Here is a 16792-nt window from a genome sequence, read left to right as displayed (position 1 = left end):
TCCATGCCGTTCCAGCCCCGCGTCGCGATCCTGATCCCGGCGCCCGATTATGAAGAAAAGTGGCAGCCCGCCTTCGCCCGCAAGGCGGCGGCGCTGACCGCGGCCGGGCTGATCGTCGAGCAGCGCGTGTGGACCGATCCGGGCGATCTTACCGGTTATGACCTCGTGCTGCCGCTCTTTGCCTGGGGTTATCAGCGCGATGTCGCGGCCTGGTATGCTTTGCTCGACCGGATAGAGAGCGAAGGCCTGCCGGTGGTCAATCCGGTGCCGGTGCTGCGCTGGAACAGCGACAAGGCCTATCTCGCCGAGCTCGGCGCAAAGGGCGTCGCGGTCGTGCCGACGGTCGAGGTCGATGCGCTCGACGACGCGCGCCTCGCCGAAGCGATGGCCGAGCTCGGGGTCGACGAAGTCGTGATCAAGCCCGCGATTTCGGGCGGCGCCGACGGCACGCACCGCGTCGCGCCCGGCACGCCGATCCCCGCCGACGCGCTCGGCCAGCGCCGGCTCGTCCAGCCGCTGATGCAGGGCATCCTCACCGAAGGCGAATTTTCGCTCTTCTTCTTCGCCGGCAAATTCAGCCACGCGATCGTCAAGCGCCCGGCATCGGGCGACTTTCGCGTGCAGGAACAGTTCGGCGGGCGCGAGACGGTGTGGGACGCGGGCGACGCAGCGCGGCGCCCCGCCGCCGCCGCGCGGGCGGCCGCGCCCGCACCGCCGGTCTATGCGCGCGTCGACATGGTCGGCGATGCGGCGGGAACGCTCCACATCATGGAACTCGAGTTGATCGAGCCGTCGCTCTTCCTGCATCACGCCCCCGACAAGGGCGCGGCGTTCGGGCTGGCGCTTTACGGCGCCATCTGATCGGGTCGCCCCCGCCACAGCCATTGCCGGATCGCCGAGGTCAGGTTCGGCGGGTCCTCCGCCTCCATCCGTTCGACATCGATCCGCGCGACGAGCGCGTTGACCGGCAGCGCCTGCCGCACCGCTTCGGCTTCGAGCGCGTCCCAGAAGACGGGCTCGAGGCTGATCGAGGTCGGATGGCCGGCGATCGTCACCGAACGTTTGACCGGGGGATGAAGCGGCGGCGCCATGGTCCGGATTTATAACGCCTGTCCGGCGAGGGGTACGATTTATTTGGGGGTGACCGCGATTCGGGCGGCGCCTAGATTGGCGCGCGAATGGAAGCGAAACAGGCACGCCGATGACCGCTGGAATCCACACTCTCACCGAAAAGGAGAAAGAGACGCTGCGGCTGCTTGTCAGCGGCTATGACGCCAAGTCGATGGCGCGGCATCTCGGGCTGTCGGTCCATACGATCAACGAAAGGCTGCGCGACGCGCGGCGCAAGATGGCGGTGTCGAGCAGTCGCGAGGCGGCGCGCCAGCTGCGCGAGATCGAGCACCGGACCCCTCAAATATTGGCGGACAAGGCTTTGGGAGAAGCCGCTGCCCTACCCGATGTGGAAGACCGGACGACACCCGCCGAGGCGCCCCGCATGGTGCGGCCGCTCGGCTGGCTCGTTGGAGGTCTTCTGATGTCGCTTAGCTTGGCCCTGTTCGCTTTTTCCTCGATGACCGGCACCGCCGACACGCCCGCGGCGATGCCGTCGACCGCGCCCGCCGAAAGCCCTGCGGTCGCGGCGGCGCGCGACTGGCTCGCGCTGGTCGAGAAGGGCGACTGGAACGGCAGCTGGGAGGCGACCGGCCAATCGTTCAAGGCGCTCAACTCGGTCGAGACCTGGGCGCGGGTCGCGCAACAGGTGCAGAGGCCGCTGGGGCCGGTTAAGTCGCGGGTTCTGATGAGCGACGAGTCGGTGCCCGCGCCGCCCTATGGCTATCAGATGGTCAAGTTCCGCACCGACTATGCGAACAAGACGGGCGCGATCGAGACGCTGTCGCTGGTGCGCGAGGGCGGAAGCTGGCGCGTGGTCGGGGTGACGGTGGAGTGAGGGTTGGAGAGGGTGGGCCAGAGATTTGAGACCACCCTCTTGTTCCGTTCGTGCCGAGCTTGTCGAAGCGCCGTTCTTCCTTTCGACGTCGCAAAGAAGGAACCAGGGGCGAACGCGTTACGGGGTAGAGTGAGCGGCGACGGCAAAGCCGCCGCCAAGACGTCAGACGGGGCGGCGATCTTTCGGATCGCCGCCCTCGGCCCGTCAATACATATGCTGCCCGCCATTGATCGACATCGTCGATCCGGTGACGAAGCCCGCATCCTCGCTGCACAGGAACGCTACCCCGCGCGCGATCTCGTCGGCCTGCCCCAGACGCCCGACCGGAATCTTGGCGACGATCTTTTCGAGCACCGGCGCCGGCACCGCGGCGACCATGTCGGTGTCGATATAGCCCGGCGCGATCGCGTTCACCGTGACGCCCTTCTTCGCGCCTTCCTGCGCGAGCGCCTTGGTGAAGCCGTGGATGCCCGACTTGGCGGCGGCATAATTGACCTGGCCATATTGGCCCGCCTGCCCGTTGATCGACCCGATGTTGACGATGCGGCCCCAGCCGCGCTCGACCATGCCGGCAAAGGTCGCCTTCGCCATGTTGAAACAGCCGCCGAGGTTGACGCGCATCACATCGTCCCAATCGTCGTAGCTCATGCGCGCAAGCGTGCCGTCGCGGGTGATGCCGGCGTTGTTGACGACGATGTCGATCGCGCCGAATTCCCCGGCGATGGCGGCGCAATTGTCGAGGCACGCCTGATGGTCGCCGACGTCCCATTTGCGCGCGGCGATGCCGGTGCGGTCGGTGAATTCGCGCGCCTTTTCGTCATTGCCGGCATAGTTGGCGACGACGGTGACGCCCTGTTCCTTCAGTTTCAGCGAAATCGCTTCCCCGATGCCGCGGCTGCCGCCGGTGACGATTGCGATGCGTGCCATAAATCAAGCTCTCCCACTGCGTTATCGCATCATGATTAGGCTGCGGCACGGAGCGCTGCAAGTTGACCGGAACGTCAATCGCAAAGCTATTCCGGAAGAAGATTGACCTAGCTGCCGAGCTGCGCCCGCACCTTCGAAAAATTCCCGATCGCCAAATCGGCCCGGTCGATGGTCACGACCAGATCGGCGTCTTCGCCGAATTTCCGGCTCATCAGTCCGCTGCTCGGCAGTTCGAGCAACACCACGTCGCGGCCGGCGTCAAAACCGGGCAGGGGGCGAACCGGTTCGCCGCCCATCGCCGCCATCTCGGACGCCGCCATCGCGCGCCACCGGGGTTCATAGAATGCGCGCGCCGGCGCCGACAGATTGTCGGGGTTGGCGCACCAGGCGTGCTTGGCGCGGTCAAACAGGATCGTCCGATAATCCTGAACCCAAAGATCGGCGTCGGGGCGATGCGTCGTCAGCGGCAGCGTGATCATCTCGATCCGCTCGGCGCCGGTTTCGGGATCGACGGTGCGAACCGCCTTGGCCCAGCGGATCGCGTGCAGCGCTGCCATCACCGCGGTCGCGTCGCCGGGCGAGAAGCTGTCGCGCGCCGCGCTGTCGTGGACGATAGCGATGATCTCGCGCGCGCGTTCGCAGGCGTCGCGGTTGATCGCGGCGCACTGGTTCGATGCCTCGTCATCGTCCATGTTCGTCGCCGCGTCCTGTTCGAGCCCGCCGAGCCGCATTTCGAGGAGCGCGACCATCGCGGTCATGCTGCCCCAGTCGAAAGGATGAAAGGCGGGATCGGCGATGTCATAGCCGCGATCGGCGCGCTCGCCGCCCGCCACCTGGGCATCGTCCGCGTCGCGCGGATCGGGATCGCCCGCGCGCACGGCGACCAGATCGACGGGCCATTCGGGAAAGGCGCGGATAGCGAAGGGCGCAAGGTCGCCTTGGCCGAGACCCCCATGGGGACCGAACCAGCCTTCGGCATCGTTGAGCGCGAACGGGGGCTGGGTCGGCATGCCGGTGTCGCGAAGATGCAGGACGCGCACCTCGGGCTTGCGGCGATGGATGAAAAAGGCGAGCGCGCCGTCGCGCGGCCCCAGCCCGCCCCACAGGTCGGCGGGCAGGTCGGTGCAATCGATCTGCGCGAGGAAATCGACCGGCTGGTCGTCGATCCGGGGCCACGCCATGCCCGCCACGAGTCGCGGGCGGCCGCCCAGCCAGCTGTTGGTTGAAATCGCATCGCGCGGTGGAATTTGGGGAAGGAGGCGAAGCGCGACGGTTTCGGCCTCGTCGCGCTCGATCCGGTGCGCCTGCTCCGCGACTTCGGAGGCGATCGTTTCGAGCGTCGTTTCGATCGCGGCGGGCGATGCGGCCTCCAGGGGCGCAGCCGCGTCGGGCGCGGAGTCATAGCCGCTCTCATCAACCATGTCCGGCGGCGTCTGGCGGCGGATTCGCGCGAGCCGCGACGGTGAGATTTCGACGTCGTCGGGCGGAGCTTCGGCCCGGCGCGACAGTTTCGGCAAGCGATATTCGCGCGCGGCGCGCGGGGCAGGGCCGGGGGCGGCCGTGGCGGCGCGCGGATGCCGCGACCGCCAGAGGGCATAGGCAAGTCCGACGAAAGCCAGCGTGACTCCAGCCAGCGTCAATGCCGCCGTCAGAATCTGGTCCATCGCCTGTCTCCATATGCGCAGGGGGTCGCGCCCTTTTGGCGCCGCGCCGGATCAATTTAGCACATGGTCCTAAACAGTTGGTAAGCACGCCTAGGCGAGCCACCCCGCAAGTTCGCGCCGCACCAGCGTTTCGATCATCGTCATGCCCGGCGCGTCGGCGTTGAGGCAGGGCAGATAGGCGAAATTCCCGCCCCCCGCTCCGGCAAATTGCTGTCGGCCTCGAATCGCCAGCTCCTCCAGCGTTTCGAGGCAGTCGGCGGCGAAGCCCGGCGCGAAGACCGTGACGCTCTTGCCCGCCTTGGCCAGTGCTTCGAGCCGGCTGTCGGTCGCGGGTTCGAGCCATTTGGCGCGGCCGAATCGCGACTGGAACGCGACCTCGACCGGGCGCCCGAGCCTTTCGGACAGCAGGCGAGCGGTCTTTTGGCACTGGCAATGATAGGGATCGCCCAGCTGCAAAGTGCGCTCGGGCATGCCGTGGAAGCTCGCGAGCAGCACGTCGGGCGCGAAATCGAGCGCGGCCAGCCCCGACGCCACCGACGCCCCGAGCGCGTCGAGATAGGCGGGATCGTCGTGATAGGGCGGCAGAAAGCGCAGCGTGGGTTGCCACCGCAGCGTCTTCAGATGATCGCCCACCGCATCGACCACGGTCGCGGTCGTCGCGGCGCAATATTGCGGATAGAGCGGCGCGACCAAGATGCGGCGGCATCCCGCCGCGACCAGCGCGTCGATCGCCGGACCGATCGCGGGCTCGCCATAGCGCATCGCATGCGAGACCACCGCCGCTTCGCCCAAGGCGCATTGCAACGCCTCGCCCTGCGCGCGCGTGATCGCGGCGAGCGGCGATCCCTTGTCGGTCCACACCTGCGCATAGGCGTGCGCCGATTTTTTCGGCCGGGTGGTCAGGATGAGGCCGCGCAGGATCGGCTGCCACAGGATCTGCGGGATCTCGACGACGCGGCGGTCGGACAGGAACTGGCCGAGGTAACGCCGCACCGAGCGCGCATCGGGCGCATCGGGGGTGCCGAGGTTGACGAGCAGCACGCCGACAAGCGGCGCCGCGACGGCGGGATGATCGGCCGGGCGGGTCATAGCGGATGCGCCGATAGCGGGATGCGGCGGATGCGCCGCCCGGTCGCGGCGAACATCGCGTTGGCGATCGCGGGGGCGACGACCGGAACGCCGATCTCGCCGAGCCCGCCGGGTTCGCGGTCGCTCTCGACGAGTTCGACCAATATCCGCGGCGTCTGCGACAGACGCGGCAGGCCGAGCTGGCCGAGCTTGCGCGCGGTCGCGAGACCGCCTTCATAATCGGTGGTCGCGCCGACCGCAGCGGCGAGGCCGAAGATCAGCCCGCCCTCGACCTGTTGGCGTGCGATCGCCGGGTTGACGATCCGCCCCGCGTCGACGACCGCGACCAATTGTTCGACCTGAAGGCCCCGGTCGCTCTGCCGCGCGGTCGCCATCAGCGCGATATGGCTGCCGCGCATCGAGTGGCAGGCAAGGCCCTGCGCGCTCCCCGGCAAGCCGCCCTCCCAGCCGCCGATGCTGGTCGCGGTGAGCAGGCAGCGCGCGAGCAGCGGCGCGTCGCCGAGCATCGCCATGCGATAGGAAAGCGCGTCGCTTCCCGCCTGCGCCGCCATTTCGTCGATGAAGCATTCGGTGAAAAAGGCCGTGTAGCTGTCGGCGTTGCCGCGCCAGCGCCCGGTCGGCAGCCCGATGTCGGCGGGGCAATGGTCGACCGCGCGGTGCGGGATCGCATAGCGCGTCATCGCCCCCTCGACCGCGGCGGCGTCGGCGCGGCCGGCGGCGGCGCGTTGCGCCTCGTCGGCGGGGCTATTGTCGAACAGCCGTGCGCGCACCTCGTGATTGGTCGCGGGCACCGCGATACGCGTCACCAGCGCGTCGATCCCGCCCGCGGCGTTGAGTGTCGCGGTAAGCTTGGCCCGCGCGGGCGCGCGCGGGGGCAGGCGCATGATTTCCTCGGCGCGCGACCAGGCGAGCTGAACCGGGCGTTTCACCTGCAACGCGACGATCGCCGCCTGCACCGCGACGCTGTGGTCGAGGCAGGCGTCGAACGACCCGCCCGCCATCATCGGGAATAAGGTGACGTTGGCGGGCGCAAGCCCGGTCGCGCGCGCGACCGCGTCGCGGCACTGGGCGGGCGCCTGCGTCGCGACCCAGAGGCGTAGCCCGTCACGATCGGGCGCGGCGGTCGCGGTGCGCGTTTCTACGGCCGCGTGAAGCGCGGGGGCGACGGCATATTCGGCGGCGATCCCTTTGCGGCCGTCCATCGCCTCGGCGACGTCGCCCTCGCTCGCGATGCGATAGCCATCGTCCTTCAGCGCTGCCTTCAGCGCGGTATCGACACGCGCGGTCGAAATCGGCGTGCCTTCGGTCTCGAACACCGGCGCGAAGCGGTCGAGCGCGTTGTTCGCCGCCCACCAGTTGCGCGCGACGGTCGCGACCCAGCGGTCGTGCGTGACGACATGCAGCAGACCGGGCGACGCCATCCCGCGCTTGCGGTCGATGCCCTTCAGCCGCGTCGCGCCGAGCGGCCCCTGCCGGATCGCGGCAAAGACCATGTCGGGAAGGCGGATGTCGCCGGCATAATTGGCCGACCCGTCGATCTTTGCCGGCAGGTCGAGCCGCGTCAATTCCTTGCCATAGAGCGGGTCGGCGGCGGGTGCGCGATAGACGGGCTCGGCAGGCGGGTCGAGCAGCGCCGCCGCCGCCGCGACCTCGCCGAAACGCAGCCTTTTCTTGCCGTGAAGGACGAAACCGTCCTGTGTGTCGCATTCTTCCCAGTCGGCGTCCCAGCGATCGGCGGCCGCCATCATCAACAGCGCACGCGCCTGCGCCGCCGCCGCGCGGCACGGGCCTTCGAACATGCGGACCGACGAGCTGTTCGCGGTGAGCATCACCGCGTTACGCACCGCCCATTCGCGGCGCGCCCAGCTCCGCACGTCGGACACGAAATCGGGGACACCCGACCGCGGCGTAAAGACCGCGCTATCCTCGTCGACGAGCAGCGTATTGGCATAGAGCGGGCTGATCGGAGCGGTTTCGACCGCGATCGTCCGCCAGTCGGCGCCGAGTTCGTCGGCCATGATCTGCGGCAGCAGCGTTGTGACGCCTTGCCCCATTTCGCATTGCGGGACGATCGCGCTGATATGGCCGTCGTCGCCGATCTTCAGGAAAGCGTTGAAGATATGCTCGTCGGGGGCGGCAGTCAGGTTCGGCTGGTAATCGCGCGGCCACAGGCTCCATGCGATCGCGAGGCCGCCCGCGGCGGTCGCGCCGACGAGTATCTGGCGGCGGCTGACCTGCGGCAGCCGCGATTTGCGCTTTCCAACCGTGTCGCGAATGCCCGCCATCGCCGATGCTGATAAGCGGGGCGAGTCTGAAGGGCAAAGGCTTTTGCCTCGATCGTCGCCCCCGCGAAGGCGGGGGCCGTTATCGGTGTTGCGCGACGCCTCCAGCGGCCCCCGCCTTCGCGGGGGCGACGAGCTATTACCAGCCCCAGGGTGAGGGCGGCGGGGTCACCGGCCGACTATAATCGAAAGTCACGCGAAAATGGCGCCCCTCGCGGTCGAGGCCATAGGTGAAACCATCGGCGGTCGTTTCGATCGACCAGATATTGCTGTTCGACACGCCGCGCCCGGTGCGGGTGAACAGCGCGATCGATTCGGCATCGACGGGGAAGGTCTGGCGCGTCGCGGTGCCGGGGCCGGCGGTGTCGCCGCCATACATGGTCAGCTCGTCCTTGCTGCCGTCGGCGTGGCGATGGTCGTGCTTCAGGCGGAGGCCGGCCGGCGTCCGGGTGACAATCCACGTGCGCGAGCGGTCCCAGCCGCCATCGGGGTCGAGCCCCTCGATATGAAAGGGGATTTCGATCCGGTCTGGCGTGCAATGACGGAGGTGCATCACCATCGCCTTGCCGCGCATGTCCGCGTCGGCTTCCTGATCGCTCGCGAGCTTCCCGGCATAGGCCTTGCCGCACCGCGCTGCGAGCGCATCGAAGAACGCGTCCTGCGGATTTGCGGTGGCGGGCGCCGGCGCTGCGCATCCCGCGAGCCCGGCTGCGGCGGCCAACGATAGCGCAGGCTTCACTTGAGCAGGCCGAGGCGCGGAATCTCGACCTTGGGGCAGCGGTCCATCACGACGACCAGCCCCGCGGCTTCGGCGCGCTTGGCGGCCGCCTCGTTGATCACGCCTATCTGCATCCACACCGCCTTCGCGCCATGGACGATCGCCTCGTCGACCGCGGCGCCGGCGCCTTCGCTGTTGCGAAAGATGTCGACGATCTCGGCCGGCGGCTCGACATTGGCGAGTGTCGCGACGACGGGCGCGCCGTGGATCGTCGACCCGGCGTGGCCGGGATTGACCGCGATCACGTCATGGCCCTGCCGCACCAGAAAGGCGAGGACGCCGTTCGACGGGCGTGCCGGGTTGGGCGAGGCGCCGACCACCGCGATGCGGCGCGGCCGGCCGAGCAGTTCGCGGATTTCGCCTTCGTCGTTGATCGCCATGTCAGCCTCCTTTCTTGCGCGCGTTCAGCCAGTCGGCGACTTTCGCCGCTATCGCGTGGAATGGTTCACCCGCGGGATCGGTTCCCGCCGCCGGCGGGACGCCGCCGTCGCTCGCAAGGCGGATGCCCATCGACAGCGGCACCCGGCCGAGGAAGTCGAGCCCCATCGTCCCCGCCGCGGCTTCGGCGCCGCCGCTGCCGAACGGGTCGCTGACCTCGCCGCAATGCGGGCAGGCGTAACCCGCCATATTCTCGACCAGCCCGATGATCGGCACGTCGGCCTGTTCGAACAGGCTGATCGCGCGCGTCGCGTCCATCAGCGCGAGGTCCTGCGGGGTCGACACGATCACCGCGCCCGCGGGCTTGTGCTTCTGGATCATCGTCAGCTGGACGTCGCCGGTGCCCGGCGGCAGGTCGACGACGAGCGTGTCGATGTCGCCCCAGCTCGCATCGACGAGCTGTTCGAGCGCGCGTCCCGCCATCGGCCCGCGCCACGCGATCGCCTGCCCGGGGGCCGCGATCTGCCCGGTCGACAGCATCGGCACGCCATAGGCGCTTTCGACCGGCGCGAGCTTCGATCCGCGCGCCTCGGGCTTCACGTTTTCGCTGTCCATCAGGCGGGGCTGCGACGGGCCATAGATGTCGGCGTCGACCAGCCCGACCTTGACGCCGAGCCGGCGCAGCGCGACCGCGAGGTTCGCGGCGAGCGTCGATTTGCCGACCCCGCCCTTGCCGCTGCCGACCGCGATGATCGTCATCGCCCTTTTCTCGGCGGTCATCGCGACGCGCACCTCGTTCACACCCGGCTGGTCGAGCAGGCCGGCGCGCAGCTTGTCCTCGAGCGGTTTTCGCGCTTCGGTCGCCAGCCCGGTGACGTCGAGAACCATCGCGAGCGTCCCCTTGTCGTCGAGAAAGCGAAGGCCCGAAGTGCGGCCGCCGGTGAGGTCGGCGGCGATGCTGGCGAGGGGAGCGGTGTCGGTCATGCTCGCGGCAGATAGGCATGCCGAAGCCGATTGCCAGCCATTTTCGCGCGCACCCCCTGTTAATCGCGCCCGCCGCCCCTATAAAAGCAGCATGAGCAACGAAAATGACGCCAGCATGGCCGGCCGCCGTCCGGGGGGATTGCGGCAATTTCTCCAGCAGATCAGCCAGATGGCGAACAGCCCGTGGGGCAATGGCCCCAAAGACGGCGACGATGGCAAAGGTGACGGCAAGCGCCCCGGGCCGCGCAACCCCTGGGTGACCCCCGATCCCGCCGACCAGCGGCGCGGCCCAAAGCCGCGCGGCCCCTCGGCGCTCGACGAGCTGCTGCGCAAGGGACGCGGCGGTTTCGGCGGCGGCGGATCGGGGGGCAGCGGCGGGCAGTTCAATCTGGGCGATTCGGCGAAGTTCTGGAAATGGGCCGTGCTCGCGGTGGTCGTCGCGTGGGTGGTCTTCTCCTCCTTCCACATCGTTCCGCCCGAAAAGGAAGGTGTGGTAACGCGCCTCGGCAGCTATTCGCGCACCGTCGGACCGGGCGTCAAATTTACTTGGCCTGCGCCGATCGAGCGCATCCGGATGGAAGACGTCCGCGCGATCCGCACGATGGCGATCGGTTCGCCCAACGCCACCGACGAGAATTTCGTGCTGACCCGCGACCAGAGCATCGTCGATCTCGCCTATGAGGTCCGCTGGTCGGTGCGCGATCCCGAGCTGTTCTTCTTCCAGCTCGCCGATCCCGAAGGCACGATCCGCGAAGTCGCCGAAAGCGCGATGCGCGCGACGGTCGCCAATTTCGACCTCGTCCAGGCGATCGGCCCGGGCCGCGTCGAAATCGAAGCACAAGTTCAGCAGCGGATGCAGGAACTGCTCGACCAGTATCGCGCGGGCGTGATGATCCAGGGCATCGCGATCCGCCAGGTCGATCCGCCGAGCCAGGTCGACGAGGCGTTCAAGGAGGTCACCGCGGCGCGCCAGGAACGCGAAGCGGCGATCAACCTCGCGCGCGCCTATGAGCAGCAGGTGCTCGAGCGCGCGCGCGGCGACACCTCAGCATTCGACCAGATTTACGCCCAATATCAGCTGGCCCCCGAAGTGACGCGTCAGCGCCTTTATTATGAAACGATGGAGACGGTGTTGTCGAACGTCGACAAGACGATTGTCGAAGCGCGCGGGGTGACGCCCTATTTGCCGCTCAACGAAGTGCAGAAGCGGCTGAAGGCGCCCGACGCCGCCCAGAAGGGAGGCGAATGATGTTCGGCTCGCTGTTCCGGAACCCGATCCGTCTGCTCGTCGTCGCGGTCGCGCTGCTCGTCATCCTGTCGCAGTCGCTGGCGATCGTGCCCGAGGACAAGCAGGCGCTGATCCTGCGCTTCGGCGAGATCGAGCGCACGGTGAACCGCTACAAACCGAACGAGGATTTCGGCCGCTCGGGCGCCGGGCTCGTCCTGCGCGTGCCGTTCACCGACGGCATCCAATATATCGACAAGCGCATCCTTGGCATCAACATGGAGCGCCAGCAGGTGCTGTCGACCGACCAGCAGCGCTTGCAGGTCGACGCGTTCGCGCGCTTCCGCATCACCAATCCGGTGCGCATGTACACCGCGATCCGCACCGAGGATAAATTGCAGACGCAGCTTGCGACGATCCTTGGCTCGTCGTTGCGCAACGAACTCGGCAAGCGCACCTTCGCCACCCTCTTGTCGCCCGAGCGCGGCGCGGTGATGGACAATATCCAGGTCGCGCTCAATCGCGAGGCGCAGAAATATGGCGCCGAGATCATCGATGTGCGCATCAAGCGCGCCGACCTGCCCGAAGGCGCGACGCTCGAAGCGGCGTATAACCGCATGCGCACCGCGCGGCAGCAGGAAGCGATCGCGATCCGCGCCGAAGGGCAGAAGGAAGCGCAGATCATCCGTGGCAGCGCCGACGGCGAAGCCGCGCGCATCTATGCCGCTAGCTTTGGCAAGGACCCCGAATTCTATGATTTCTATCGCGCGATGCAAAGCTATCGGCAGACCTTCCTCGGCGAAAACAATCAAGGTGGGACGTCGATCATCATGTCGCCCGACAATGAATATCTGAAGCGTTTCAGCGGCGGTTGAGGCGCCTGCCGCGGACGGCGGGCGCGATGAATGGAACCTGCAGCGTCCGTTCATGTTCAAACAGCGTTCAGCCGGCCCGCCGCAGACCGCCGCAGCCGGGGTTATTGGATTTTTTGAAGAACGAAGAGGATTTTTCGATCGTGCGTTATGTTTATGGCATCACTTCGGCCTTGCTGGCGGGTGGCACCGCGCTGGCGCTGGTCACTCAGTCGCCCGTCGGCGCGCAGGTTGCGCAGAACGAAAAGAGCGAGATCGCCAAGGCCGTTCCGCGCGCCGGCGCGCCCGAAAGCTTCGCCGACCTCGTCGAGCAGCTGCAGCCCGCGGTGGTCAACATCTCGACCAAGCAGGAGGTGACGCTCGGCGTCCGGCTCAATCCCTTTGCCGGAACGCGCGAGCCGATCACCCAGGAACAGCAGGGCGGCGGCTCGGGTTTCCTGATCTCGGCCGACGGCTATATCGTCACCAACAACCATGTGATTGCCGGCGGCCCGCGCGGTGAGCAGACCGTCGATCAGGTCACCGTGACGCTCACCAACCAGAAGGAATATACGGCGAAGATCATCGGCCGCGACGCCGCGTCGGACCTTGCGCTGCTCAAGATCGATGCGACCGGCATGCCCTTTGTGAAATTCGCCGACGGCAGCCCGGCGCGCGTCGGCGACTGGGTCGTCGCGATCGGCAATCCGCTCGGCCTCGGTTCGACCGTGACCGCGGGGATCATCTCGGCGGTCCAGCGCAACATCGGCCAGGGCGGCGCCTATGACCGCTATATCCAGACCGATACCGCGATCAACCGCGGCAATTCGGGCGGCCCGCTGTTCGACCTGCAGGGCAATGTCGTCGGCATCAACAATATGCTGATCTCGCCCGTCGGCGCGAACATCGGCGTCAACTTCGCGATTCCCGCCGACGCCGCGATCCCGGTGATCAACGCGCTGCGCGCCGGCGAGGCGCCGCAACGCGGCTATCTGGGTATCGGCATCGTACCGGTCAGCGAGGATATGGCGGCGGCGCTCGGCCTGCCCAAGGATCGCGGCGAGATCGTCCAGCGTATCGAGGACGGTCAGCCGGCGGCAAAAGCCGGGCTGAAGCGCGGCGACGTGGTGACCAGGATCAACGGCAAGGAAATCACGCCGCAGCAGACGCTGTCCTATATCGTCGCCAACATCAAACCGGGCACGCGCGTTCCGGTCGAGGTCATCCGCGAAGGCAAGACGCTATCGCTGTCGGCCGTCGTCGGCACGCGCCCGCCCGAAAGCGAACTGACCGGCGAGAATTTCGACCCCGAGGCCGAACAGACGCTGCCCGAGGATCCGACCGGCACCGCCGATCAGGCGATCCAGGATCAGCTCGGCATGGCGGTTCAGCCGCTGACGACCGCCATCGCGCGTTCGATCGGCGTCGAAGCCGACACCAAGGGGCTGGTGATCGCCGCCGTCGGCGGCAACAGCGACGCGGGCCGCAAGGGGCTGCGTCGCGGCGACATCATCCTCAGCGCCAACCGCAGCGCGGTTACGAGCAGCGAGGCGCTTTCGGGCGTCCTCGCGGCGGCGAAGAAGGCGGGCCGTAACGCGGTGCTGCTCGAAATCCTGCGCCGCGGCCAGCCGCCGGCGTTCATCGCGATCCGCATCGCCGAATAGGCCGGGCGCGACCCGAATCGAAAAGGGCGCCGCGGCCTTGGTCGCGGCGCCCTTTTCATTTGCCCGGACGGCCTAATGTTCCTATTATGTTCTAAGGCCAACGAGTCGGGAGATGGATGATGATCGGATATGTGACGCTGGGGACGAACGATCTGGCGCGCGCCGCCGCCTTTTACGATGCGATCGCCGCCGAACTCGAAACGCCGCGGATGATGGAATATGAAACATTCATCGCCTGGGGCAAGCCGGACGGCGGAGCGGGGATCGGCCTCACCAAGCCCTTCGACGGCAATGCCGCGTCGGTCGGCAATGGCGTGATGGTCGCGCTCGCGGCGAAGGATCAGGAGCAGGTCCAGCGCCTCTACGACATCGCGCTGGCAAACGGCGGCACCTGCGAAGGCCCCCCGGGACCGCGCGGCGAAGGTTTCTATGCCGGCTATTTCCGCGATCCCGACGGCAATAAACTGAACGCCTTCATCATGGGTTGAGCGCGCCGGTGCCGCTCCGGGGACGGGCCCTAGCTGTCGGCGGCTTCCTCCGCCACCGCGAGCCCGTTCTTCAGCATCACCGGCACCTGGCTCAGCGTGAAGAGGAAGGAGAGGGCGGTGACGCCCCAGACTTTGATCGTCAGCCACAGGTCGAAGCTCATGCGGCTGGACTGGATCAGCTCGTACATCACATGGTTGGCGATGCCGAGCGCGGCGAAGAACAGCCCCCAGTTGCGCGACAGCAGCAGCCAGCCGCGCTCGGTCAGCCCCTCGAGCGCCGACTGGAGCAGATATTTGAGCATCGGCCGCTTGAACCAGTATCCGCCGAGCAGCAGCACGGCGAAGGCGGCATAGATGATCGTCGGTTTCATCACGATGAAACGCTCGTCGTGGAACCAGATTGTCAGCGCGCCAAAGCCGAGGACGAGAATGCTCGACATCCACAGCATCGGCGAAATCTTGCCGAGCTTCCACCTCGACACCGCCATCGCGATGACGATCGCGACCATGAAGGCGACCGTGCCCTTGATCGCCGCGGTCGTCGCGGCGAAGGCGCCTTCGCCGCCCGACGAAAATTTATAGGCGAGGAAAAAGACGAGCAGCGGCCCGAAGTCGATCACGAAATTGAGCCAGCCATGTTTCGCCGGCGGCGGTGCCGGGACCGTTTCGGGCCCGGTCGGGAGCTGATCGCTCATCGGATATTTCCTGCAATGATGCCCGCGATCTCGTCGGCATCGAACGGGCGAAGGTCGTCGATGGTCTCGCCGATCCCGATCGCGTGGATGGGAAGGCCGTGGCGCTCGGCCGCCGAAACGAGCACGCCGCCGCGCGCGGTGCCGTCGAGCTTGGTCATGACAAGCCCGGTGACCCCCGCGACCTCGCGGAACACGTCGATCTGCGACAGCGCATTCTGCCCCGTCGTCGCGTCGAGCACGAGCACGACGTCGTGCGGCGCCGCGGGGTTCAGGCGGCCAAGCACGCGCTTGATCTTGGCCAGCTCGTCCATCAGCTCGCGCTTGTTCTGGAGCCGTCCGGCGGTGTCGACGATCAGCACGTCGATGCCGGTCGCAGTCGCCTGCTTGACCGCATCGAACACGATGCCCGCGCTGTCGCCGCCCTCGGGTCCTGCCATGATCGGCACGCCGAGCCGCTCGGCCCAGACCTTCAATTGCCCGATAGCCGCGGCGCGGAAGGTGTCGCCCGCGACGAGCATCACGCCATAATCCTGTTCCTGGAACAGGTGCGCGAGCTTGGCGATGGTGGTGGTCTTGCCCGACCCGTTGACCCCGATCACCAATATGACCTGTGGGCGCGGAAAGGCGTCGATGTCGAGCGGTTCGGCGACCGGACGCAGCACAGCGGCGATTTCGTCCGCGACGACCTTGCGCAGTTCCTCGGTACCGTTCGCGGCGATGTCGCGGCGCTCGGCGAGGCGGTCGCGGATGCGCGCGGCCATCGCCGGGCCGAGGTCGGCGGTGATCAGCGCTTCCTCGATGCGGTCGAGGTCGTCCTCGTCGAGCCGCGCCTTGCCGGTCAGCCCGGCGAGATTTTCGCCGAGCCGCTCCGACGTGCGGCGAAATCCGCCGAGCAGCCTTTCGCTCCAGCTTTGGCCGGTCATGCCGCGATATCCTTTGCTTCGATTTGGGTGGCGATCATCCGATCGCCGTCGCGCGCCGTCAGGCGCACGTCGATGATGGTGCCCGGCGCCGCGGGGGCGGCCAGTGTCACAGCGGCGAAATTTTCGGCGTGACCGGTCAGGCCGTCGCGTTCGACGAGCATCGTAGCGGTGCGGCCGGCCTGAGCGTCGAGCCAGCCCTGCCGCCGCCGCGCATTGGCCTCGCGCAGCGTCGCCGCACGTTCGCGTGCGACCGTGCGTCCGACCTGCGGCATCCGCGCGGCGGGCGTACCGGCGCGCTGGCTGTAAGGAAAGATATGGCCGAAAACGATGTCGCAATCGTCGATCAGCGCCAGCGAGTTCACGAACATCGCGTCATCCTCGGTCGGAAAGCCCGCGATCAGGTCGGCGCCGATCGCGATCTCAGGGCGTGCGGCCTTCAATCGTTCGATCAGGCGCACCGCGTCGGCGCGGCGGTGGCGGCGCTTCATCCGCGCCAGCACCATGTCGTCGCCTGCCTGCAACGACAGGTGGACGTGCGGCATCACGCGCTTTTCCTGCGTCAGCAGCGCGAACAGCGCATCGTCGATCCGGTCGGGATCGAGCGACGAGAGGCGCAGCCGCTCGACCGGCAGCACCAGCAGCGCCTCGACCAGCGTCGCAAGGCTGGTGCCGCTATCGTCGCCATAGCTCGCAAGGTCGACCCCGGTCAGGACGATCTCGCGCTGTCCGCGGGTCAGCGCGGTGCGCGCGGCGTCGAGCACCGCTTCGACGCTCGCCGACCGCGCCGTCCCGCGCGCCAGCACGGTCGCGCAAAAGGTGCAGCTATGCGAGCAGCCCGTCTGCACACCGAGGAAAGCGCGTGCGTGATGGGCGCCGGAGAGGGCGGGGGAATAGGG

General features: G+C 67.7%; 17 protein-coding genes. 6 read left to right on the top strand and 11 right to left on the bottom strand.

Features of this window, described 5'->3' with window-relative positions:
- Window positions 1–3 precede the first annotated feature (3 nt).
- Window positions 4–861, top strand: coding sequence for an ATP-grasp domain-containing protein (locus FG95_RS02450; protein ID WP_037553733.1), 858 nt, complete (start codon window positions 4–6; stop codon window positions 859–861).
- Here the strand turns inward: FG95_RS02450 and FG95_RS02445 are convergent.
- The gene (locus FG95_RS02445; protein ID WP_052182016.1) at window positions 846–1091 is read right to left on the bottom strand and encodes a ribbon-helix-helix domain-containing protein; all 246 of its coding nucleotides are present in this window, start codon (window positions 1089–1091) and stop codon (window positions 846–848) included. The genes FG95_RS02450 and FG95_RS02445 overlap by 16 nt on opposite strands.
- A 110-nt stretch (window positions 1092–1201) precedes the next feature.
- On the opposite strand from FG95_RS02445, the gene FG95_RS02440 reads away from it, so the two are divergent.
- Window positions 1202–1948, top strand: coding sequence for a helix-turn-helix domain-containing protein (locus FG95_RS02440; RefSeq protein ID WP_037553730.1), 747 nt, complete (start codon window positions 1202–1204; stop codon window positions 1946–1948).
- A 204-nt stretch (window positions 1949–2152) separates the two neighbouring features.
- Here the strand turns inward: FG95_RS02440 and phbB are convergent, their stop codons facing one another.
- The 7 genes from phbB to FG95_RS02405 form a co-directional block, all read right to left on the bottom strand.
- Window positions 2153–2875 carry an acetoacetyl-CoA reductase gene (gene phbB, locus FG95_RS02435; protein WP_037553728.1) on the bottom strand — a complete coding sequence of 241 codons (723 nt, stop codon included), beginning with the start codon at window positions 2873–2875 and terminating at the stop codon, window positions 2153–2155.
- 107 nt (window positions 2876–2982) lie between these two features.
- Window positions 2983–4539: a DUF1963 domain-containing protein gene (locus FG95_RS02430; protein ID WP_037553727.1), complete on the bottom strand. Its 1557-nt coding sequence runs from the start codon at window positions 4537–4539 to the stop codon at window positions 2983–2985.
- Window positions 4540–4629: 90 nt separating this feature from the next.
- Window positions 4630–5628 carry a ferrochelatase gene (hemH, locus tag FG95_RS02425; RefSeq protein WP_037553726.1) on the bottom strand — a complete coding sequence of 333 codons (999 nt, stop codon included), beginning with the start codon at window positions 5626–5628 and terminating at the stop codon, window positions 4630–4632.
- Window positions 5625–7913, bottom strand: a complete 2289-nt coding sequence (locus FG95_RS02420; protein WP_052182015.1) for a xanthine dehydrogenase family protein molybdopterin-binding subunit — start codon at window positions 7911–7913, stop codon at window positions 5625–5627. Before FG95_RS02420 ends, hemH begins: the two co-directional genes overlap by 4 nt.
- A gap of 136 nt (window positions 7914–8049) precedes the next feature.
- The gene (locus FG95_RS02415; RefSeq protein ID WP_235211428.1) at window positions 8050–8631 is read right to left on the bottom strand and encodes a hypothetical protein; all 582 of its coding nucleotides are present in this window, start codon (window positions 8629–8631) and stop codon (window positions 8050–8052) included.
- A gap of 14 nt (window positions 8632–8645) precedes the next feature.
- Window positions 8646–9068, bottom strand: a complete 423-nt coding sequence (locus FG95_RS02410) for a CoA-binding protein (RefSeq protein ID WP_037553724.1) — start codon at window positions 9066–9068, stop codon at window positions 8646–8648.
- 1 nt (window position 9069) lies between these two features.
- Window positions 9070–10050 carry an Mrp/NBP35 family ATP-binding protein gene (locus FG95_RS02405; protein ID WP_037553722.1) on the bottom strand — a complete coding sequence of 327 codons (981 nt, stop codon included), beginning with the start codon at window positions 10048–10050 and terminating at the stop codon, window positions 9070–9072.
- 91 nt (window positions 10051–10141) lie between these two features.
- On the opposite strand from FG95_RS02405, the gene hflK reads away from it, so the two are divergent.
- From hflK to FG95_RS02385, 4 genes are all read left to right on the top strand, one after another.
- Entirely contained in the window at window positions 10142–11299 is a 1158-nt protein-coding gene (gene hflK, locus FG95_RS02400; protein ID WP_081932969.1) for a protease modulator HflK, read from the top strand.
- Window positions 11299–12150: a protease modulator HflC gene (gene hflC, locus FG95_RS02395; protein WP_037553720.1), complete on the top strand. Its 852-nt coding sequence runs from the start codon at window positions 11299–11301 to the stop codon at window positions 12148–12150. The genes hflK and hflC overlap by 1 nt, the downstream gene beginning before the upstream one ends.
- Before the next feature lie 140 nt (window positions 12151–12290).
- Window positions 12291–13790, top strand: a complete 1500-nt coding sequence (locus tag FG95_RS02390) for a trypsin-like peptidase domain-containing protein (RefSeq protein ID WP_037553823.1) — start codon at window positions 12291–12293, stop codon at window positions 13788–13790.
- Between the two features lie 119 nt (window positions 13791–13909).
- Complete coding sequence (locus tag FG95_RS02385; RefSeq protein ID WP_037553822.1) at window positions 13910–14278, top strand: VOC family protein; 369 nt, start codon at window positions 13910–13912, stop codon at window positions 14276–14278.
- A gap of 29 nt (window positions 14279–14307) precedes the next feature.
- On the opposite strand, the gene FG95_RS02380 is transcribed toward FG95_RS02385, so the two are convergent.
- The 3 genes from FG95_RS02380 to FG95_RS02370 all read right to left on the bottom strand — a co-directional run.
- Entirely contained in the window at window positions 14308–14973 is a 666-nt protein-coding gene (locus tag FG95_RS02380; protein WP_037553718.1) for an inner membrane-spanning protein YciB, read from the bottom strand.
- A complete protein-coding gene (gene ftsY, locus FG95_RS02375; RefSeq protein WP_037553716.1) occupies window positions 14970–15896 on the bottom strand; it encodes a signal recognition particle-docking protein FtsY in 927 nt (308 codons plus the stop codon). Before ftsY ends, FG95_RS02380 begins: the two co-directional genes overlap by 4 nt.
- On the bottom strand, window positions 15893–16792 hold a 900-nt coding region (locus FG95_RS02370), incomplete at its 5' end, for a radical SAM protein (protein WP_037553714.1). The genes FG95_RS02370 and ftsY, both read right to left, overlap by 4 nt.

It is taken from the genome of Sphingopyxis sp. LC363, from assembly GCF_000756385.1.
Lineage (GTDB): Bacteria > Pseudomonadota > Alphaproteobacteria > Sphingomonadales > Sphingomonadaceae > Sphingopyxis.
Note: the sequence above shows the minus strand (reverse complement) of the source record. Positions and strands in the feature narration are given on the sequence as shown.